This window comes from Acidovorax sp. (assembly GCF_027492855.1).
In the GTDB taxonomy this organism is placed as follows: domain Bacteria; phylum Pseudomonadota; class Gammaproteobacteria; order Burkholderiales; family Burkholderiaceae_C; genus Acidovorax.
In genome coordinates, this window is record NZ_JAPUDY010000047.1 from 23,548 (window position 1) to 42,898 (window position 19,351).

The 19,351-nt window shown below is 61.7% G+C and carries 22 protein-coding genes; 7 read left to right on the forward strand and 15 right to left on the reverse strand.

The window, feature by feature from the left end; genetic code table 11:
- Window positions 1–27 precede the first annotated feature (27 nt).
- A complete protein-coding gene (locus tag Q0105_RS08900) occupies window positions 28–459 on the reverse strand; it encodes a VOC family protein (protein WP_298210895.1) in 432 nt (143 codons plus the stop codon).
- A 102-nt stretch (window positions 460–561) separates the two neighbouring features.
- On the opposite strand from Q0105_RS08900, the gene Q0105_RS08905 reads away from it, so the two are divergent.
- Window positions 562–1,215 (forward strand): TetR/AcrR family transcriptional regulator, encoded by a 654-nt coding sequence (locus Q0105_RS08905; protein ID WP_298210897.1) that lies wholly within the window; start codon window positions 562–564, stop codon window positions 1,213–1,215.
- 48 nt (window positions 1,216–1,263) lie between these two features.
- Here Q0105_RS08905 and Q0105_RS08910 read toward each other — a convergent pair whose 3' ends face one another.
- Window positions 1,264–1,416, reverse strand: a complete 153-nt coding sequence (locus tag Q0105_RS08910) for a WYL domain-containing protein (protein WP_298210899.1) — start codon at window positions 1,414–1,416, stop codon at window positions 1,264–1,266.
- A gap of 4 nt (window positions 1,417–1,420) precedes the next feature.
- Here Q0105_RS08910 and Q0105_RS08915 point away from each other — a divergent pair, with 4 nt between their 5' ends.
- Window positions 1,421–1,771: a hypothetical protein gene (locus Q0105_RS08915; protein ID WP_298210901.1), complete on the forward strand. Its 351-nt coding sequence runs from the start codon at window positions 1,421–1,423 to the stop codon at window positions 1,769–1,771.
- A 35-nt stretch (window positions 1,772–1,806) separates the two neighbouring features.
- Here Q0105_RS08915 and Q0105_RS08920 read toward each other — a convergent pair whose 3' ends face one another.
- Window positions 1,807–2,757, reverse strand: a complete 951-nt coding sequence (locus Q0105_RS08920) for a hypothetical protein (RefSeq protein WP_298210903.1) — start codon at window positions 2,755–2,757, stop codon at window positions 1,807–1,809.
- Window positions 2,758–2,897: 140 nt separating this feature from the next.
- Between Q0105_RS08920 and Q0105_RS08925 the strand changes: the two genes are divergently transcribed.
- The gene (locus Q0105_RS08925) at window positions 2,898–3,944 is read left to right on the forward strand and encodes a serine hydrolase (protein WP_298210905.1); all 1,047 of its coding nucleotides are present in this window, start codon (window positions 2,898–2,900) and stop codon (window positions 3,942–3,944) included.
- A 224-nt stretch (window positions 3,945–4,168) separates the two neighbouring features.
- Here the strand turns inward: Q0105_RS08925 and Q0105_RS08930 are convergent, their stop codons facing one another.
- A complete protein-coding gene (locus Q0105_RS08930) occupies window positions 4,169–4,759 on the reverse strand; it encodes a DUF1439 domain-containing protein (RefSeq protein ID WP_298210907.1) in 591 nt (196 codons plus the stop codon).
- Window positions 4,760–4,926: 167 nt separating this feature from the next.
- Here Q0105_RS08930 and yjjJ point away from each other — a divergent pair, with 167 nt between their 5' ends.
- Complete coding sequence (gene yjjJ / locus Q0105_RS08935; protein WP_298210909.1) at window positions 4,927–6,267, forward strand: type II toxin-antitoxin system HipA family toxin YjjJ; 1,341 nt, start codon at window positions 4,927–4,929, stop codon at window positions 6,265–6,267.
- Window positions 6,268–6,308: 41 nt separating this feature from the next.
- On the opposite strand, the gene Q0105_RS08940 is transcribed toward yjjJ, so the two are convergent.
- The 5 genes from Q0105_RS08940 to Q0105_RS08960 form a co-directional block, all read right to left on the reverse strand.
- On the reverse strand, window positions 6,309–6,560 hold the full coding sequence (locus tag Q0105_RS08940; protein ID WP_298210911.1) for a hypothetical protein: 252 nt from the start codon (window positions 6,558–6,560) through the stop codon (window positions 6,309–6,311).
- A 166-nt stretch (window positions 6,561–6,726) separates the two neighbouring features.
- Window positions 6,727–6,861, reverse strand: coding sequence for a hypothetical protein (locus Q0105_RS08945; RefSeq protein WP_298210913.1), 135 nt, complete (start codon window positions 6,859–6,861; stop codon window positions 6,727–6,729).
- A gap of 106 nt (window positions 6,862–6,967) precedes the next feature.
- Entirely contained in the window at window positions 6,968–7,714 is a 747-nt protein-coding gene (locus tag Q0105_RS08950) for a tRNA-uridine aminocarboxypropyltransferase (RefSeq protein ID WP_298210915.1), read from the reverse strand.
- 7 nt (window positions 7,715–7,721) lie between these two features.
- Window positions 7,722–8,330 (reverse strand): class I SAM-dependent methyltransferase, encoded by a 609-nt coding sequence (locus Q0105_RS08955; protein WP_298210917.1) that lies wholly within the window; start codon window positions 8,328–8,330, stop codon window positions 7,722–7,724.
- Between the two features lie 148 nt (window positions 8,331–8,478).
- Window positions 8,479–8,859: a VOC family protein gene (locus Q0105_RS08960; RefSeq protein ID WP_298210919.1), complete on the reverse strand. Its 381-nt coding sequence runs from the start codon at window positions 8,857–8,859 to the stop codon at window positions 8,479–8,481.
- A gap of 261 nt (window positions 8,860–9,120) precedes the next feature.
- On the opposite strand from Q0105_RS08960, the gene Q0105_RS08965 reads away from it, so the two are divergent.
- From Q0105_RS08965 to Q0105_RS08975, 3 genes are all read left to right on the forward strand, one after another.
- Window positions 9,121–9,699: a flavin reductase family protein gene (locus Q0105_RS08965; protein ID WP_298210921.1), complete on the forward strand. Its 579-nt coding sequence runs from the start codon at window positions 9,121–9,123 to the stop codon at window positions 9,697–9,699.
- Between the two features lie 233 nt (window positions 9,700–9,932).
- Complete coding sequence (locus Q0105_RS08970) at window positions 9,933–11,060, forward strand: Fic family protein (RefSeq protein ID WP_298210923.1); 1,128 nt, start codon at window positions 9,933–9,935, stop codon at window positions 11,058–11,060.
- A gap of 266 nt (window positions 11,061–11,326) precedes the next feature.
- Window positions 11,327–11,629, forward strand: a complete 303-nt coding sequence (locus tag Q0105_RS08975; RefSeq protein WP_298210925.1) for a hypothetical protein — start codon at window positions 11,327–11,329, stop codon at window positions 11,627–11,629.
- 30 nt (window positions 11,630–11,659) lie between these two features.
- Here the strand turns inward: Q0105_RS08975 and Q0105_RS08980 are convergent, their stop codons facing one another.
- From Q0105_RS08980 to Q0105_RS09005, 6 genes are read right to left on the reverse strand one after another with little or no spacing between them, the layout of a single operon-like run.
- Window positions 11,660–12,652: a DUF5655 domain-containing protein gene (locus tag Q0105_RS08980; protein ID WP_298210927.1), complete on the reverse strand. Its 993-nt coding sequence runs from the start codon at window positions 12,650–12,652 to the stop codon at window positions 11,660–11,662.
- A 4-nt stretch (window positions 12,653–12,656) separates the two neighbouring features.
- The gene (locus tag Q0105_RS08985; protein ID WP_298210929.1) at window positions 12,657–13,493 is read right to left on the reverse strand and encodes a hypothetical protein; all 837 of its coding nucleotides are present in this window, start codon (window positions 13,491–13,493) and stop codon (window positions 12,657–12,659) included.
- Window positions 13,490–15,112 carry an ATP-binding protein gene (locus Q0105_RS08990; protein ID WP_298210931.1) on the reverse strand — a complete coding sequence of 541 codons (1,623 nt, stop codon included), beginning with the start codon at window positions 15,110–15,112 and terminating at the stop codon, window positions 13,490–13,492. Before Q0105_RS08990 ends, Q0105_RS08985 begins: the two co-directional genes overlap by 4 nt.
- 2 nt (window positions 15,113–15,114) lie before the next feature.
- Window positions 15,115–16,683, reverse strand: coding sequence for a restriction endonuclease subunit S (locus tag Q0105_RS08995; protein WP_298210933.1), 1,569 nt, complete (start codon window positions 16,681–16,683; stop codon window positions 15,115–15,117).
- Complete coding sequence (locus Q0105_RS09000) at window positions 16,676–17,749, reverse strand: PDDEXK nuclease domain-containing protein (protein ID WP_298210934.1); 1,074 nt, start codon at window positions 17,747–17,749, stop codon at window positions 16,676–16,678. Before Q0105_RS09000 ends, Q0105_RS08995 begins: the two co-directional genes overlap by 8 nt.
- Entirely contained in the window at window positions 17,746–19,329 is a 1,584-nt protein-coding gene (locus tag Q0105_RS09005; protein WP_298210936.1) for an N-6 DNA methylase, read from the reverse strand. Before Q0105_RS09005 ends, Q0105_RS09000 begins: the two co-directional genes overlap by 4 nt.
- Window positions 19,330–19,351: the final 22 nt, after the last annotated feature.

The following is a 19,351-nucleotide window of genomic DNA, read 5'->3' on the forward strand; positions in this document are numbered from 1 at the left end:
GTCTCCTTGGGTCCTTTGTTCTGCCGCTCATTGCGGCTCCACCACCACCATCCACGACACGCCGAAGCGGTCGGCCACCATGCCGAAGGCGGGTGAAAAGAAGGTGGGGCCAAACGGCATCTGCACCTGGCCGCCCTCGGCCAGCGCATCAAAGTAGCGCCGGGCCTCGGCGGCGTTGGCGGCGCCCAGCGACAACGAGATGCCCTGAAAGCTGGGCTTGCCCGAGCCCATGCCGTCCGACGCCATGAGCTGCGCCCCGCCCACTTTGAAGGCGGCATGCATGACCATCTCTGGCGTGGGGCCCGCACCAGCGCCCTGCCCGCAGCCCTGCGCTGCGGCAGCCTCGGGGTTGTCCTTGTAGCGCATGAGCATGGTGACCTCGGCGCCCAGTGCGCGGCGGTAGAAATCCAGCGCCTCGTCGCAACGGCCTTCAAACATCAAATACGGCTCAACTTTCACAGTGATCTCCTTGGGTTAAGTTCAGGGAAGTCGGCGTTCAATTGTGAACACCGTCCACAAACGATAGCATAGATAATGGACAGCGTCCACATTCCGTTTTTCATGACCGATTCCTCTCCCCCGCCTTCACCTCCCGCCACGCGCAGTACCTACCGCCATGGCGACCTGCGCCGCGCTTTGCTGGACGCTGGTATCGAGCTGGCGCGCCAGGGCGGCCCCGACGCCGTGGTGCTGCGCGAGGCCACGCGCCGCGCGGGCGTAGCGCCCAATGCGGCCTACCGCCACTTCGCCAACCGCGACGACTTGCTGGGCGCAGTGCGCGCGGCCGCCGTGGCTGCCGCCGCGCGGTTCATGGAGGCCGAACTGGCGCAGGTGCCCACCACCGGCACCGCCACCGCGCAGGCACATGCCAAAGTGCGCGCCGTGGGCACGGGCTACCTGCGTTTTGCGCGCGTCGAGACGGGCTTGTTCCGCACCGCCTTCGGCGGTCGCTTTACCGTGCAGCAAACCCCCGACCCCGCCATGGGCGGCGCCACCGGACTCAACCCTTTTGAACACCTGAGCGCCGCGCTCGACGCCCTGGTCGCCACAGGCGCCCTGCCACCCGCGCGCCGCCCTGGCGCCGAGTACCTGGCCTGGTCCACCGTGCACGGCATGGCGCTGCTCGCCATCGACGGCCCGCTGCGCGGAACGCCGCAGCAAATGCTGGACGTGCTGGAACAAAGGCTGCTGGATATGGTGGTGCGGGGGATTTAGCTTTTTAGACCGCTAGCGCTTGATGAGAAAGCGCCAATAGCTATCAAATCAGGAGCAATTCAATCCATACAGCTGCGCCGTGGCCCGCACCCGCGCCACCAGCGCACGGCGCAGCGCGGCAGGCCGCAGCACCTCGACCTGGGGTGACAGACGCATGAGCTGGCCGCAGGCATGTTCCACCGACTCGATGGGAATGGTCACGGCAATGCGGCCATCCTTGCGCCGGGAAGCCGGGGCTGCCACCACGGCCCGCGCCACGGCGCTGCTGCGCGTGTTCAGCCCCGTGACGCAGCGCTGGAGCATCTACTGGCTCGACAACGCCACTGGCGGGCTGAACCCGGCCACCGGAGAGTTGCGGCCACCCGTGGTGGGAGGATTCCGGGATGGCGTGGGTATCTTCGAAGGCCAGGAATTGTTCGAGGGCCGCCCGGTGCGCGTGCGCTTCGAGTGGTCACAAATACACACCGGCGCGCCGCGCTGGCAGCAGGCCTTCTCTGACGACAACGGCACGACCTGGGAAGTCAATTGGGTGATGGAATTTTCGCGGCCGGTGTGATGCCAGACGCCGGTCACCGCGTGGTCACCACGCCTTCACCGGCTCTCGCCGCCCGTCTTTGCCTCGAAATATGGCGCCCCCTGAATGACCGCGGTGCTGAGCGTGAAGGTTTTCACCGGCACCAGGGCCTGCTCCCCAGGGCGCCCGGCGCTCGCTCTGCCCGGTGCGTGGGCCACGCCCTTCAGCGCCGGGTCGATGCAGCCTTCTCGCGTCTTTTGCAGCAGCTCGGGCGTGATGGGCTCGGGCTTGCCGAAGCGATCGCCCTCCAGATACAGAACACCGTCCTTGAACTGCGCCGCCGGGGTGAGCAGCGGCATGGCGTGCGCGCGGTTGAAGCCCACCCGCACCACGCGGCCCGGCGCATCGCCGCCCGGTGTTGCGCCAGCGGTCTCCAGGCGGTACTGGGTCACCGTCACGGTCTGCGGTTGGCCTTCGCGGGTGGTCTCAACGGTGTCGCCCACATAGAAGTACCGGGCCGCAGCCAGGGGCACGGCAGGCAGCGAGTAGCTGCGGGCCCAACTGTTGATCTTGCGCGGGAACAGCGGGCGCATCGCGGTGGGGGGCTGCTCGTCTGCCGACATGGCAAACACCGGATAGACAGCGTCCGACAACGCATGGCCCTGGAAGTCGAACACCACGGTCCCTGCCGGCGCCGATGCCGCCGCGCCGGGGCGCACGCGCACGGGGAACAGCAGAGGCTCTGCCCGCACCTCCTGCAAACGAATACCGCCACCGGGCGCGGCCTTCCAGTGGCCCGCCGCCAGCATGTCCAGCGAGCCCCCAGAGAAGGCAAAGCAAAAGCTGTTGTCCTCCAGCAGCAGCAACCCCGCCTCGGCTTCCGCCGTGTTGTTCTGAAAGTAGCCCACAAAGGGCTTCTCCACATCGCTGGCGGCATGGGCGCTGGGCGCCACCCAAGCCACGCTGACGGCAATGGCCAGCGTCAGGGCAGTGGCGGTCGCAGGAAAGGCATGGGGCCAGGTGCGCACAGGGGTCTCCGAAGGGTGGGAAGGAAAAAAGCACTATAGCCAAAGCCCCGCGCGCCAAGCGCCAGCCCCGCCTTTGGCTCGCCCAAAGGCTCGCGCTTTTACACTGCGCACATCCCACACGCCCTGCCCGAAGGAGCCCCATGCGCATTCTCTTGAGCGCCCTCTTCGCCTTGCTGGCCTGCGCCGTTCAGGCCCAAACCGCCCCACCCGCCCCACCTGCGAACATGGCGTGGCGCGAAGCATCCACCCCCGCAGAACAAGCGCTGGATGCCAAGGCCTTTCAGGGGCTGGACGCCGCGCTGGCCACGCAGCTCACCGATGTGCAAAGCGCCGTGGTGGTGCTGCGCGGCCGTGTGGTGTACCAGTTCTACCGCGATGGCGAGCCCGGCGCGCTGCGCGACACGCAGTCCGTGGCCAAAAGCGCCCTGTCGGCCCTGGTGGGCGCGGCCATCGCGCAGGGCCACATTGCCAGCGTGGACCAGCGCGTGGTGGAGCTGGTGCCCGAGTGGGCGCCGCTCAACAGCGACCCACGCGCTGCCACCATCACGCTGCGCCATCTGCTGACGCTGACGGCGGGCTTCTCGCTCGACAACACTCCACGCACCCGCGCGGGCACTGCAGCCGCATTGCCCGCCCCCAAGGCCTGGGCGCGGCCGCTGGCCAGCGAACCCGGCCAGACCTTTGCCTATGACAACTCAGTGATGCCCCTGCTGGCCACCGTGCTCGAAAAAGCCACCGGCATGCCCCTGGCCGACTTTGCGCGCCAGCAACTGATGGGGCCGATGGCGATGGCCGAGCCCTCGTACCAACGCGGCCTGCACCTGCGCACGTTGGACATGGCCAAGCTCGGCCAGCTCTACCTGCAGCACGGCCATTGGGAGGGCAAGCCACTGGTGCCCGAGGCTTTTGCGGATGCCTCGGTGCGGGCGCACAACGCGGGGGGCCGCCCGGTGGGGCTGCCCTACGGCTACCTGTGGTGGGTGGTGCCCGGCAAGGCGGCACAGCCCACCTTCATGGCAAGCGGGTTTGGCGGGCAGCTCATCTGGGTGTATCCGCCGCTGGATCTGGTGGTGGCGACCACGTCCACCGTGTCGCCCGAGAGCAGCCAGCGCGGCCACGCACAGCAACTGGTCCGCAAGCATGTCTTTGCAGCCGCTCAGCGCAGAGCGAAATCTGACGCCAAGTAGCCTGATTAGAGCGACGTCAGACTTCACTCCCACACCCACGCACCCGTTCGGGCTGAGCCTGTCGAAGCCGGGGCTTGCCGCGTGCGTGCAAGGCTTCGACAGGCTCAGCCCGAACGGATGGAGGAGAGCCTGAGGCATGCACGCAGTCAGATCAAATGGGCACTTAGCGCTTATTCATCAAGCGTCAATAGCTACTATTTTCATAGCATTTCATTTCCCCACGATCACAACGGCTTGCGCTCAAACGCCACCGACAACCCCTGCGGCATGACCGTGATGGCCCCTGGCTGCAGGCCCAGGCCGTCGAACAGGGCCGTGTCTTGCGGGCGCAGCGTGTGCAGCACCACCTCGCGCAGCGACTGTTCGGCCAGCAGGGGGGCGTAGGTGTTGAGCAGCTCGGTCACGGCGGGCCGCAGGGTGGGGAAGTCGAGCCGCCCCAGTTGGAGCTGGTGGGCCCGCAGCGTGCGGTCGCTGGCCTCGTAGCGCAGCGCAAACTCCACGTCGAACGCGCCCGTGTGGCTGCGCCGCAGCGCGGGGCCTGCGGCCTCTACCACCATGGCCGCGCCCAGGCGGTTCACATCGGGCAGCAGCCGCAGGCGCGGCACCTGCACCATGAGGTTGAGCAGCCCCTGCACCGGCACGCTGCGCGGAAACTTCTGCGCCACCATGTCCTGCAGTTGCGACAGCGGCACGGTGTAGCTGGGCGAGAGGGCTGCCTGCGCACTGCTGCGTCCCGCCAACAGCCAGGTTGCGCCACCCAGGGCCAGGCAGCGGGCGGCGGTGGTCACAAGAAAACGTCGGCGGCGGTGCGGCATGGAAAGGGTCTCCTGGTAGGGGAGGTATGACACGGGTGGCGCCAAAAGGTGCCGCAGAGGGCTCTACCCCTGCATCACACAATATCCCATTTATCTATTCACAAATTCATAAACTTCATTGAATTCATTGGTATTTTGTGTGAATTTATCTATTCATATAATCATTCATGGCCCATCCCAACGATCTCACCTCCAAAGCCCTGCAGGCCCTGCGCCGCCAGGGGGGCGTGCTGACCAGCGCCGAGCTGCAAGAACTGCTGGGCGTGAGCCAGCCCACGGTGTCGCGCGCGCTGGCGCCGCTGATCCAGGCGGGCCAGGTGCAGAAGGTGGGCGCGGCGCGATCGCAGCGTTATGTGCTGCCCCGTGCCGTGCCGGGTGTGGGCAGCGAGGTGCTGGTGATGCGCATCGACGCCGAGGGCCGCCCGTCGCCCTTTGCGCGCATGGTGCCGCTTGCGGGCGGCGCCTTCTGGGTGGACGAGGTCGATGGCGTGAGCGCACGCCACGACGGCCTGCCCTGGTTTCTGGACGACATGCGGCCCCAGGGCTTTATGGGCCGCACCTTTGCCCATGCCCACCCCGCGCTGCAACTGGGCCACGACCCGCTTCACTGGAGCGACGACGACGTGCTGCGCGCCATGGCGCTGTATGGCGACGACCTGCCGGGCAACCTTGTTGTGGGTGAGGCGGCGTTCCAGCGCTTTCACGCGCTGCCCGCGCGCGCGTCGCGCGTGGCGTCGGCGGCCGACTATCCACAATTGGCCGAGCAGGCGATGTTAGGCACACACCCTGGCTCGTCGGCGGGGGGGGAGCAGCCCAAGTTCTGCACCATCAGCGCCGGGCGGCATGTCATCGTGAAGTTCTCGCCCGCAGGCAACGCCCCCGCCGACCAGCGCATGCGCGATCTGCTGGTGTGCGAGCACCTGGCGCTGCGCACGCTGGCGCAGGCGGGGCTGCCCGCGGCGCCCACACAAATCTTTGAAGGCGCGGGGCGCGTGTTTCTGGAGTCGGAGCGCTTTGACCGCACGCCGCTGCGTGGCGAAGGCGACGCGGGCCTGGGGGGGCGGATCGGCATGGTGTCGCTGCAGGTCTACAACGCCGAATACGTGGGCGAGATCGACAACTGGGCCGCCACCGCCAACCGCATGGCCGCGCGCCACCTGCTCACGCCCGCCGACACCCGCACGCTGCGGCTGCTGGAGGCCTACGGCCAGCTCATCGCCAACACCGACCGGCACTACGGCAACATCTCGCTGGTGCTCAAGGACGACGACTGGGCGCTGTCACCCACCTACGACATGCTGCCCATGCTGTACGCCCCCGTGGGCGGCGAGCTGGTGCCGCGTGACTTTGCCAGCCGCCCCCAGCAGCCCACGGCCGCCACGCTGGGCGAATGGGCCGAGGCGCAAAACCTGGCGCGGGCGTTCTGGCAGGCCGCCGCAGCGGACGGGCGGGTGTCGGCAGGTTTTCGGGCCATTGCGGCTGAAAATTCAAGCCATATTGGCCGCTAGCGCTTATCCATCAAGCGCAAGCAGCTATCATTTTTGATGGTTCAGCGCCCCACCACCGACCAGCCTGCTTTCTGATTGGCTTTGTCGTTTTCATACTCCCACGCCGTACCGCAGCGGTCGCACACATAGCGGGTGATGGTGATCTCGCCGTGGTCGCGGTCTTCCCTGCGGTTGCCGCGCTGCACCAGCTCGGCGTGGCCGGGGGCCTTGCGCCAGTTGCGCTGGATGCCCTGGCAGGGCTCGCACAGCGCCATGGGTTTGAGTTCGTTCTGGCGTGCAATGTCTTTGGTCATGGGGCGGGCCTCAAGGGCGGTTCTGGGTCGATGCAAGGGCGGCTACTGTACGCCAGCAAGGCTGGGGCTGCGCGGGCCGTCTGCGGGCGGGTGGGTGCATGGCCACAGGCAGTTCAAGCAAAAACAGGCTCTGGCGCTTTACCATCAAGCGCTACAAGCTATTAATTTAGGAGCAACTATCCGCTGCCAGCTGCTTGGCCATGCGCGCATTGCGCAGCACCACACCACGGCGTTCCACCTGCTGACGCTGCTCCACCACGAAGCCATGGACGGCAAAGAAGGGCTCGGCCCGCAGGCTCACATCGGCCCACAGCCGCCGGATGCCGTGCTGCGCGGCCTGTGCGTGAACAGGGCGCGCAGCGCGGGTTCGTCGCCGGGGCGAAAGTTGCGAATGTGGAGGGGGGTGGTCACGGTGGGCACAGGTCCCGCAGCCGCTGGTGTGTGGGGCCGTCGGCATCCACCGGCAACTGGTGCTTGGACTGGATGTAGTGGTCGGTAAACACGTCCAGGTAAGCGTCCAGCACCTGCGCGGCGTGCGCCTCGCCCGCCAGCTCCAGGCACAGGGCCGCCACCTCGGCGGTGCAGAAGTGGTCTTCGCGCCGCGAGCGGCGCAGACGGTAGCGCGAGACCTGCTCAGGCTGCAGGCTCAGCACGGGCAGGCGGTCGAGATAGGGGCTTTTGCGGAACATCTTGCGCGCCTCGGGCCAGGTGGCGTCGAGCAGGATGAACAGCGGGCGCTTGCCATCGGGTGCGTCTTCAGGCGCTACCTGCGTCACCACCCGCTCGGGCACCACAAATTCGCCGGGGAACACCACATAAGGCTGCCACTGCGGGTCGGCCAGCAGCGCCAGCAGGCCAGGGGCCACCTCGGTGCGCGCCCAGCCAAAGGCGAAGCTGTCGGCCACCACGTCCGCGATCAGCCAACCGGTGTTGCTGGGCTTGAGAGGCTCGATGTCGGCCATCAACAGGCACATGCCCGCCTGCGTGGGCTGCAGGGGGCGCAGCGCGCAGATGCAATGGCTGGGCACCAGGCGGCAGCCTGGGCAGCGCTCGCCCTTGGGTCCGCCACGGGCCAAAAAGGGCTTGGCGCTGCGCGCCAGACGCTCGGTGCGCAGGCGCGAAACGGCATGGGGAGGGAGGGAAGCGCGGGCCATGGGCTCGTCACTGCCCACCAGACTGCTCCAGCGCAAACAGCGGCAAGTCAGCTTTGCGGCTCAGCCACACGCCGCCGCCTAGCTCAATGGCGCCCTGCTGCAGGCCACGCCGGTACAGATCGGCCCGGTGGCGGAACACGCGGCCATCGGTCAAATCCTCGTCGATGATGTCGCGCTCATAGTCCTCGCGCGAGACGGCTTCGACATACAGCGCGCCTTTGCAGAGGTGGCCCAGGTTGTGCAGCGCGGTCTTCAGGTCCGCCGGGCTCAGGTAGGGCAGCACGCCCTGGCAGATCACGAAGTCGAAAGGCTCATCGGCCACATAGTCCACCACCGAGCCCTGCTGCCACCCGAAGCGCTCGCACAGGTAGGGGCTGAACTCCACACCCTGGTAGCTGGCCTGCGGAAAGTGCCGCGCCACGATGTCCTTCCACACCCCGATGCCGCAGCCCACGTCCAGCACACGCAACACCGGCACACGCAGGTACTTGAGGTAGCTGCACACAAAGGTGCCCAGACGCTCCATGTGCTCCGGGTCCATCACGCTGGTTTTCTTGTCGAAGTAAAACCGCTGGTAGTAGGCCTCGTCGAAGATGGTGGCGGTGGCGGATTTCAATGGGCGGTCCTTGTGGTCTCGGGGGTGGCGGGCAGCATTGCGAAGTTGCGGAGTATCTCCCACCTACACAAGCGCCCCACCCGCAGCGCACCTTGTGCTACCGCCCAAAGCCTGGCGCCGGGCGCACCCAGGCCGGGCCTGGCATGCGCTACTTCGCCGGGCGATGCAGCGCGCAGAGCTTGTTGCCGTCTGGATCGCGCAGATACGCCAGATACAGCGCGCCACCTGGGTTTTCGCGCCAACCCGGTGGGTCTTCACACGTGGTGCCGCCGTGGGCCAAACCGGTTGCATGGAACACATCCGCCTGCTCGGGCGACTGCATGGCGAAACCGATGGTGCCGCCATTGGCAAAGGTGGCGGCCTCGCCATTGATCGGCGTGGTGATGCCAAAAGTGCCTTGCGGGCTACGATAAAAATACCGGTTGCGGTTGGCCACCCCAGGGCCAATGCCCAGCGTGCCCAGCAGCGCGTCGTAAAACGCCTTGGACGCCTCCAGGTCGTTCACGCCGACCATCACATGACTGAACATATTTTCTTGTCTCCGTTGGAGCCCCTGGCGGGGCGGGCTATCGACGGGAGGATGTTACTTGCAGGTAAATACCCCGCGCCACACGCGCAGCATTGCCATGTGCCGCCCATCGCGGCGGGGTGACAGGATTTGAATAAAAATAAGGCCTGGCGCTTATCCAGCAAGCGCAACAAGCTATTAAATACATAGCAAATAACTCATCACTGCTGCAGCTATCGACCGATCGACGCCCTGCCCCACAGTCAATGCAACCAACGCCCCATGCCGACCATCCCACACATCACCCCCGTCCCCCTCGACAAAGCCTACCGCCTGCTCAACCACGGGCCCACCGTGCTGGTGTCTGCTGCGCACGCAGGCCAGCACAACGTGATGGCCGCCGCCTGGGCCTGCTCGCTGGACTTTTCCCCGCCCAAAGTGACCGTGGTGCTGGACAAAGCCACCCGCACCCGCGAGCTGGTGGAAGCCAGCGGATTCTTTGCGCTGCAGCTACCCACCGTGCCCATGGCCGCGATGACCGTGGCCCTGGGCACCGACAGCGCCAAAGCCCTGCCCGACAAACTGCAACGCCACGGCGTGGCGCTGTTTGAAGCCCCCACCCACCCCCACGCCCCGTTGGTGCAAGGCTGCGCCGCCTGGCTGGTGTGCCGCGTCATCCCCGAGCCCCACAACCAGCAGGCCTACGACCTCTTCATCGGCGAGGTGATGGCCGCCTGGGCCGACGACCGCGTGTTCCGCCACGGTCACTGGGAGTTCGACACCGCACCCGATGCACTGCGCACGCTGCACTACGTGGCGGGCGGGCAGTTTTATGCGACGGGAGCATCGGTGCGGGTGTGAGCCGTATGGCGGTAGATGCAGCTCAGGTTTTGAGCCACATCCGCAGACCCAGCCCCAAGGGACTCTTTCAAGAAATTGATAGAAAAACCTGCTCAGCGCCCTTTCGGCAGGCGTTAGCAGCTATCAATTTGAAAGCATTTTGACCAACAACTCTCCCCCGGCGACACAGTCTGCGGTGAATACACACCACAATCACCGCACAATTTGCGGTGATTAACCGCCATAATCACCGCATGTGGACCGACAAAGCCCCCCGCCGCCGCACCTACCTGTGGCAACGCTCCGATTGGCCACAGTGGCGTTTTGACGCAAATGCACTGGCTGCCCCGCTGGCCGAAGTTCATCGCGCTCAGGGCCATCTGGCCGGGCGCATGGCCGACGTGGGGCTGGCCCAGCGCGACCAGGCCACGCTGCAAGCCCTGACACAAGAGGTCGTCACCACCAGCGCCATCGAAGGCGACACTCTGAATTTGGACGCTGTGCGCTCCTCCATCGCGCGCCGACTGGGCGTGGACATAGGGGCGCTAACCCCCGCAGACCGGCATGTGGACGGCGTGGTGGACATGGTGCTGGACGCCACCCAGCACTACAGCCAACCCCTGACCGCCGAGCGCCTGTTTGGCTGGCATGCTGCCCTGTTCCCCACCGGCTACAGCGGTCGCACGCGCATCCAAGTGGGCGGATATCGCAACGACGCCGCTGGCCCGATGCAAGTGGTCTCCGGCCCTGTGGGTAGAGAAAAGGTGCACTACGAAGCCCCGCCCGCCGCACAACTGCCCGCCGAGACCGACGCCTTTCTGCAATGGTTCAACGCCCCGCCCACCGGCGACCCGCTCATCCACGCCGGGCTCGCCCACCTGTGGCTCGTCACTCTGCACCCTTTTGACGACGGCAACGGCCGCATCAGCCGCGCCGTGAGCGACATGGCACTGGCGCGCGCCGAAGCCACGGCACAGCGCTTTTACAGCCTGAGCGCCCAGATCCAGCGCGAGCGCAAGCACTACTACGACCAACTCGAAACCACCCAGCGTGGCCCCTTGGATGTGACGCCCTGGCTGCACTGGTTTCTGGGCTGCCTGCTGCACGCCGTTCAGGGCGCAGAAACCTTGCTCGCGGGTGTGCTCGGCAAAGCGCAGTTCTGGCAACGCTGGGCCGATGTGCCGATGAACGCACGCCAGACGCTGGTGCTGAACCGCGTACTGGACGGCATGGAGGGCAAGCTGACCAATGCCAAGTGGGCGGCGATGGGCAAATGTTCATCGGATACGGCGCTGCGGGATATCAACGACCTGCTGACCCAAGGCGTGCTGGCGCGGTTGGAAGGTGGCGGGCGAAACACCGCCTATATCTTGGTCAAATAGGCCGCTAGCTCTTTAAAAACAAGCGGTGGTGGCTATTAAAAATATAGCGAAATCCCACGAAGCAGCGTTGGATCACCTCTGGCCAACCAACGCCTGCTCTTGGTCGGCAGCTGTGCTGCCCTCCCAACCCGAGCGAACAGGCCCACATCGCGTGGGCGGACTACGTGCTTGGGCACCTGCCTGGACCCAGCCCGCTTCATGACCAGTCTGCTGGATTTTGAGGCCATCAAAACCTGCATCGAAGCCTGCTTGGTGATGAGGCCACCTTGCGCAAACAAGACATGCGCCAAGAGTCATTGCACGTTCTGCACGACCTGTTTTTGTGTGGCGAAGAAATGCCGCGTGGCGACTTCAAAGCCATGCTCGGCATGAGCGACCAGGGTGCCACCGATGCGCCGGGCGCGCTGGTCAAGCGCGGCCTGCTCAAGTTCGACCCACCACAAGGCAAGGTGCGCTTCGGCTTGCCGCAGCATGCACTGCACTTTATGCTCCTGCAGCTGTGGCTCGAGGCAGAGGCGGATTTGGCCAATGTTTCATGGGTGAATTGGCTGCTAGCGCAGGTGGAATAAGAACAAACAGCTATCAAAAGAGATAGCTATTCAGTTGACTGCAGCACCCCGCCCCTCATACGCCGCCATGATGAACGGCTTGACCGCCTCCAAATCGGCTTGCGTAGTAAGAGGGACTTCCAAATCGCCCGTGCCCCAGTGCCCAATGTTCGTTACGTCCCGCGCCTTGGCCAGCACCGGCAAGGCAGTGACCGGGTCTACATGCAAATACAGCAGCAAGCAGTTTTTGCGGTGCAATACCACCGTCGCAAAGTTCTTCAGACGTTTGAAGGCCAGGTACAAACGCAGTTCTTTGCGCTGCACGTCGTCACCCAACGACAGCATGTACCCCTCTAACGATGCCAACAGCAACTGCATCGGCTCTGGCAAGTTCAGCAGCAGATCGGCCAACGACTTATCAGGCCCTGTGCTCTTGGCGCCGGTGGGGTCTGCCGCAGCAGGCACCGCATTGACGGCCGTAGCCAGCTTGCTGGCAGTGGATTTGGGCAACTTGGCTGTAGTGATCTTGCTGCCCGTATCGCTGCCCGCGTTGACCGATTCCAGCAGCAGCAAGTCGCCGCCAAACTGCCGGTAGCGAATCAACTCGATGTTGCGGCCAATCTGCTGCACCGCGTGGCCGTCGTACTTGGTGAAGTCCGCCGCAATGCACACCACGCGGGGCGCGCTCCAGTCAATGGTATCTGCGGCAGCGGTGCCCAGCTTGTCCAGCACCAGCAGCTTGAACTCGGCCTTGTGGTCCAGCAGCCAGTCCAGGTAGAACAGGCCCTGGTTGATGACGTTCTCGCCCACCGACCGCTTGTATTCCAGGATCACGGGGCAATTGTTTTCATCCAAGCCCAGCGAATCAATGCGCCCGCCATGCGTCTTGCCGGTGGAATGCTCGGTGGCGATGAAGCGGATGTTGAGTAAGGGCTGTAGGTTAGCTTCGATCAGCGTTTGCAGGGGCTTTTCCAAGTCGGACGCGCTGCCTTGCAGTTCGGTGGCGGTGCCGCTGGTGAGGCGAAAGAGTTTGATGTCGCTCATGGGTTCAGGCCCCGGTTGCAATCGTAGCCGCCCAACTAACGCCACTCTTTCGGAGGCACGCGGCAGCGGTCATAGAAAAAGGAGCGTCGGGCTTTACCATTGCCCTCAGTTCATTTCGCTTGCCTTCAATCTTTACTCGCTCGGCCGGCCCAATATTTCCCGTAGCAGCAATATCACGACATTCTTGGATAAGAAGACGACATTTAGCCCAGATTTTTGCTCTTGCTTCTTCAAGTTTTTCAAAGTCTAACTTCAAGTGAACCACCGTTTTCTCCACACGCTCGCGATCATTTGCATCTGCGTCGTGGTGGGGAACTGCCTTACCCGTTTCTATGAAGTCGAGTAACGGCGGGTCGGCAGGACAAGCCGGATCAAGAAGCATGTGGTTCTCGTTTAGGTATGAGTACCCGTCATACTTTGCAACTAGGCTTCCGGGTTGCAAAGGGAAGTAAATCCCTTTCTTTGAGTTACCCACATTTCCGCAAATGCGGTAGTTTTTCCAGTCGTAGGCTAACCACCAATAGCCGTTTTCGTAGGTGGTCTTTTTCTGGCGCAGAAATCTTTTGCAAGATTTCTTTGGTCGAAAGTGCTCCACATCTCTGTTTGAAAAATGATCTTCGGCCTCTGAAAACCAACATTTATTGTGAGACAGCGACAACAGCCAATCCTTTGTATCACCCCAAATCTCATTCACTTTCGCGTCGAGAATTGCGTCTCTTGCCGCCTTGTTCGGCGCGTTAGTAAGTTGTGCAGTCAGATTTGCTGCCGCTTGAAGCCATGCAGTATCGGGTAACCCGTTCTTTACAGGCCCGTTGCTTTCGAGAAGTGGTATATATCTCATGTCTTTGAACTAAATATCTCGTCAAGTAATGCATCTGCCCTCGCATTTCGCTCGGCGACTTCGGCGGGGGTCATTCCAACCGTTGATCGAAGCTCCCTCCGACGCATCGCGTCGATAAACTCCTTCTCCTCAGGCAAACGATAAGTCCGCATCAGCCCTGCTTCTTCCAATTGACCAGAGAGTTTCGCTAACTCTTCATCCTCTTCAACTGTACGTTTTGACATTGCGGCAAGCTCCTCACGTCGTGACAAGCGTTGCAATATGCTCTTAGGCATTGCCGTCTCAAGTCCAAACACATCGCTGGTCAGTAACCTATCAATACTCATACTTGGCGGCTCATCTTCCGGAGGGAGCGCAGTCGTACCTTGAGGCGTCCTATCGAGGATGCGAACATGAGTTCGCGGATGTGCACTAATCATCAACGGGTTGTGAGTAGCGATCAGAACTTGACTATTGCCAACAGCAGTTGGAAGGACACGAGTATCAATAGGATTCTCATCAATCAGTGCTTTTTCGTCTTCCGGCACCGATGGAAAGAGCGCTCTACTCAGCATTGATCGATACTCATAGGTCCACCGTGGATTTAAGTGAGAATCTGGTTCGTCCAACAAGTACAGCGACTCATCCGACTGCGTAAACAACAGCAGTCCAAATACTGCAACCAATTGCTGCTCACCTTCACTCAATTGGTCAAAACGTACGAGGCTCCCATCGCTGCGACGCCCAACTACCCGAATTTCCTCAATTAAATCGCTGAGATACATGCTTTCCAAATGATTAAAAAGCAACTTGGGCGTCTCGTAAGGCAGCCTGATCTTGTCCAAACTCTCTCTATCTTTAAGATAGAGATACAGTCGCTCGCTACTCTGGCTTCTACCCCGAACGTCGGACTCAGTTAACTCAATATTGCGGATGGGTGCCAGCGATGCCGCCCTTAGCCGATCCATGAAATCGCTGAAGTTGCCTCGAGCGCCCCAAAAGAAATCGTTGCCTTCAGGCCTTGAATTATCACTCGATTTAGCCCAATAAGGTGCCTTCAGTACAAACAACGCGGAATCAAACGACTCAATCCGCAGCAGCTTTTCACGAATGTATTTCGCCAACGCATGTTCTTCAAAGAACAATGCTAAAAGCGCCAAGTTTGCGTAGTCTTTTCTACAGAAGAAAAACCGCCTTACTGCCTCCGAGTCCTTGGTTTCCAAGTTTTTTTGGTAGTACCTCCGTGTTGGTGCTGTGAAGACTTTCTCAAGCCGGTCATTCCAGCCAGAGTAGTAGGCAAAGACATATTTCGGAAGGTATTGATGAAGACCCCGCTTGAATGCCGCAATCGAGATTGATTTGTCATTCACTACGAATTTAATTCGCTCCTTTTCGCGACTTGGATCAGCTTCCACTCGGATTTTGTGGCCGTGACAAAAATACTGTATTTCGTAGGCAAAGCGTTCAACCGGCGCAGCACTTTCCAACGCAAGGAAGATTTCAACAATATCTTCAATAAGGTTCGACTTACCGGAGCCGTTGCGGCCTAACAGCACTGTAATAGGAACAGCCTCATCAAAATTAATTTCCAAATTTTGGAGATTCCTATCCGATGGTATTCTTAGCTTATCAATTCTCATGACTACCCTCTTCGGCTCTTGGGTATTTTGCAAATTTTCGACTCATCTTGAGCATCTACCGTCAAAAGCCCATTGCCAATTTCCTTGCTGAGTTGGGCATAAAAATCATCGATGCCGAGCTTGGATTCTTGCCATAGCTCTTTAGCACTAATACCATCAGCAGCGGAGATAAAAATCTCCAAATAGTTGTCAGGTACCGCCTCTAATTTCATGGTCGCTCCAAAGGTTTCCTCCCCGTTCCACCGATTACCCTCACCCTGTACCTTCACTTTTGAGTTGCCTGGTGCCGCTGCTTTGGCGATACGTTTTTTGGGCGCTGGCAAATCAGCAGCTGTTATGTGATTCAGTAAGTCAATTGCTGATTCGTCTTGCGGGTCTTGCGGAACCAATTCACCGCGAAAGGCTTTGGATAGCACCAATGGGCTTAAGCGCTGGGATTGGTTTCGGGCTGCAGTGGCCCGGACCTCAATGCGGTCAACTAGGGTGAACAATGCTTCGACATGGCGTACGATTTCGGCCTGCTTGTTGAGCGATGGCAAGGGAATGATGATTCGCTCAAGATCCGTTTGCGAGACTTTCCATATACCCGCTGTTGTCTTCGCAGAACTTGCAATTTGCGTGCGGACGCCCTCGCTTTCCCAAACAAGCTGCAAATAGCCGGGCAGCAGTTGAGATACATCTGGACGAAATCTAATCATCGTGTCGGGGAAAGCTATGGGCTGATTACACCCAACGACTAGCCCCCCTCTCCCCACATAGTCCTTTGAGCCGTTACCGCGTGAAACCAGATAGTCGCCGTCATGGACCAAAAATCGATCCGTATCAGCAACATCAGACCAATCACCGTACTTAACCTCATTGAGGTTGACGATTTGCGATTTCAAAGCCGTCAACCGCAATACAGGTAGGCCATTTCCGTCTCGAACCGACTTGCCATTTCTCAATGGCTCAGACAGGGCATCAATGATGGGCGTCATACGCCCAACTACCGCCGAGTCCAACACCGCCTGCCGAAACCGCTTGAGTAAGGCGGGGATGGCGTCGAAGCGGTCGTTGCAGGACTGGATGCGGGTGAGCAGAGTGTCGAGTTGGTTGGCGATGCGGGTTTGCTCGGCGACGGGAGCAAGCGGGACAACGTGTGCACGCACATCTTTAGAACGTACTGCCGGGTAGAGCGCGCCTTGCACCAATGCCGACATGGAATCGACAAACTTGTCTGTGCGCACCAAATAATTGATCCAGCGTGGATCTATGCCTGTAACCGGACGCAACACGTCGAAGCCAGTCGACGCAATTTCTCCGTCCAACTCCTTGGGTACTAAAGCGACGGCATTCAAGTTAGGGCGCGTCATAGAAACCAAGGTGTCGCCCGCAGCAACCTGCTTCCTCGCTCTGCTTGGTGCATCTTTACCAAGTAACTTTTGCGGAGTCTCAATCCTCTTGGTGGTGCGATTGACTGAGCCGATGTCGATGTAGCGAATCGTCTCGTCATCGGCGGGCACGCGCTGTGTCACATCGCTGGTGATGGCAGCGAGGGGAACTTGTGCCCAGCTATCTGGCAACTCACTCATCCACGCCCCCTCCCAACAACACCCCACGCCGCGCCAGCCGCTCGCGCGCTTCCAGTAGGGCTTGGTGCAGGTGTTGTTCCAGCTCGGCCTTGGGTGGCAGCTCGGTCCAGTACTCGGCCACGGTGATGCCGTCTTTGTGCATTTGCAGCAGTTCCACCTGTTCGCGACTGGATTCGGCGCACAGGATGAGGCCGATGGGAGCCTCCTCCCCACTCTGGCGTTCGTGCTGGTCCAGCCATTTCAAATACAGCTCCATCTGGCCTTTGTGCGCGGCTTTGAAGCGGCCCAGCTTTAGCTCGATGGCCACCAGGCGGCGCAGGCGGCGGTGGTAGAAGAGCAGGTCGAGGTAGAAGTCCTCCCCGTCGATGACCATGCGCTTTTGCCGTTCCACAAATGCAAAGCCCCGACCCAGCTCCAGGATGAAGGCTTCTAGCTGGCGCAGGATGGCGGCTTCCAGATCTGCCTCGTCATGGCCCTGGCGCAGACCCAGAAAGTCGAGGAAATACGGGTCTTTGAAGACTTGGGCGGGGCTGGTGCCCAGGGCTTCGACAGGCGCAGCCCGAACGGGTGTGGAGGCTTGCAGACTGGCCAGCTCGGTGCGCTCAAAGGCCTTGCGCTCTATTTGCTGGCGCAGCTCGCGCACGCTCCAGGTGTGGGTGGCGGCCTGGTTGGCGTAAAACTGGCGTGCAGCCTCGGTTTTGAGGGGAAGCAGGTTCACAAAGTGGCTCCAGCTCAATTGTCGCGACAGCGTCGCGACAATTTCGGGCTGCGGGAAGGCCTGGGCAAACTGCACCATGCGGCGCAGGTTTTTGGCCTCAAACCCACGGCCAAACTCTTGCGCCAGTTGATCGCCCACGCGTTGGATCAACTGGTCGCCATATTTGGCACGGTCAGCGCCGCCCAGCACTTCGGCGCGCAGGCGTTCGCCCACACTCCAGTACAGGCGGGTGAGTTCGGCATTCACCGCACCGGCCAGGCGCTGGCGGCTGATGGCGATGAGGGTGCGCAGCTCGGTGTGCAGGTTGGTGGGCAGGCCGTCTGCTGCTGCGGGAACCAGCTGGCTCATGGCTGGGCCTCGTCGGCCGTGGTGTCGTCGGCCAGCAGGTCGTCCAGCGCAGCGTCGGGGTCTTCGCCCAGCTCTTCCAGCAGGCTGCGCAGGTCGGCCATGGCACCGTTCAGCTCGCGCATCACCATGCGGACCACTAATGCGGGTTCGTCGCGCTGGGCGTCTGCGGTTTCGGCGCTGTCGTCTTTGAGCCAGCTGATGTCCAGGTTGTCGCCACGGGCCTTGATTTGCTCGCGGGTGAACTTGCGCCAGCGGCCTGCCTCACCCGTATCCACGCGCTGCGCCAGGGCTGCGGGGCCGCCGCAGGGGTCGTTGCCAAACACGTTTTCAAACTTGTCGCGGGGTGTGCTGGCCGGGGCGTCGGGCTTAGTGCGGAAATACTCGCGGGTGAAGGGAGTGCGCTTGCCAAACTGGGGCATGTTGGCGCGCATGTCGTACACCCACACTTCCTTAGTGTTGCCTTTGTCGGTGGTACCACGGGTGAAAAACAGCACGTTGGTTTTGACGCCCTGGGCGTAGAAGATGCCGGTGGGCAGGCGCAATATGGTGTGCAGGTTGCACTTGTCCATCAGGTCGCGGCGTATGTCTGCGCCCACGTTGCTTTCAAACAGCACGTTGTCGGGCAGCACCACGGCAGCGCGGCCACCGGGGGCCAGGTTGCGGTAGATGTGCTGCAAAAAACAGAACTGCTTGTTGGTGGTGGGGTAGGTGAAGTCGGTGCGGGTGGGCAGGCCGCCGCCTTTTTTGGTGCCAAAGGGCGGGTTGCTGAGGTTGAGCGTGGCCTGGGGCAGGCGGGTACCTTCTTCGCCCAGCGTGTCTCCAAACTGTATGCCGCCTTCAATGCCGTGCAGCAGCATATTCATGAGTGCCAGTCGGTGCGTGTCTTGCACCAGCTCCATGCCGTAAAAGGTGCTGTGGCGGTATTTGCGCTGCTGTGCTTCGGTGCGCTCGTCTGGCGGGTACTTGGTGCGCAGGTAGTTGTTGGCGGCAATCAAGAAGCCGCCGGTGCCCGAGGCAGGGTCCTGAATCACATCGCCTAGCGTAGGCTGCATCACGGCCACGATGCTGTCGATCAAATCGCGGGGGGTGAAGTACTGGCCTGCGCCGCTTTTCTTTTCGCTGGCGTTGCGCTCCAGCAGGCCTTCGTACAGGTCGCCCAGGTCGTCGCGCTGCACGCTGTACCAGTCGAGCTTGTCGATCTCTACCACCAGCTTGGACAAGGTGGCGGGCTTGGTGATGAAGGTGCTGGCGTTGGCGTAAATCTGCTGGACGCTGCCACTGCCGTGCAGGCCGTAGTCCAGCAGCAGTTCTTTGTACATGTCCAGCCGGTCTGGTGCGGATGCGGCCATCAGATCGGCCCAGCGGGTGCCTTCCATTTTTTCAGCAGGCTCGCCTTTCTTGGGCGACTTGTAGATGACCAGGCCGTCTTCTTGGCCGGTCTCTTGCATCATGCGCAAGAACAGCAGGTAGGTGAGTTCGCTCACGTACTGGTGGTAGGTCACTCCATCGTCGCGCAGCAGGTTGCACAGGTTCCATAGCTTGGCGACGATGTCTGACGCCGCAGGGTTGATTGCAGTCATGTAGGGGGATGCGGGGAAAAGC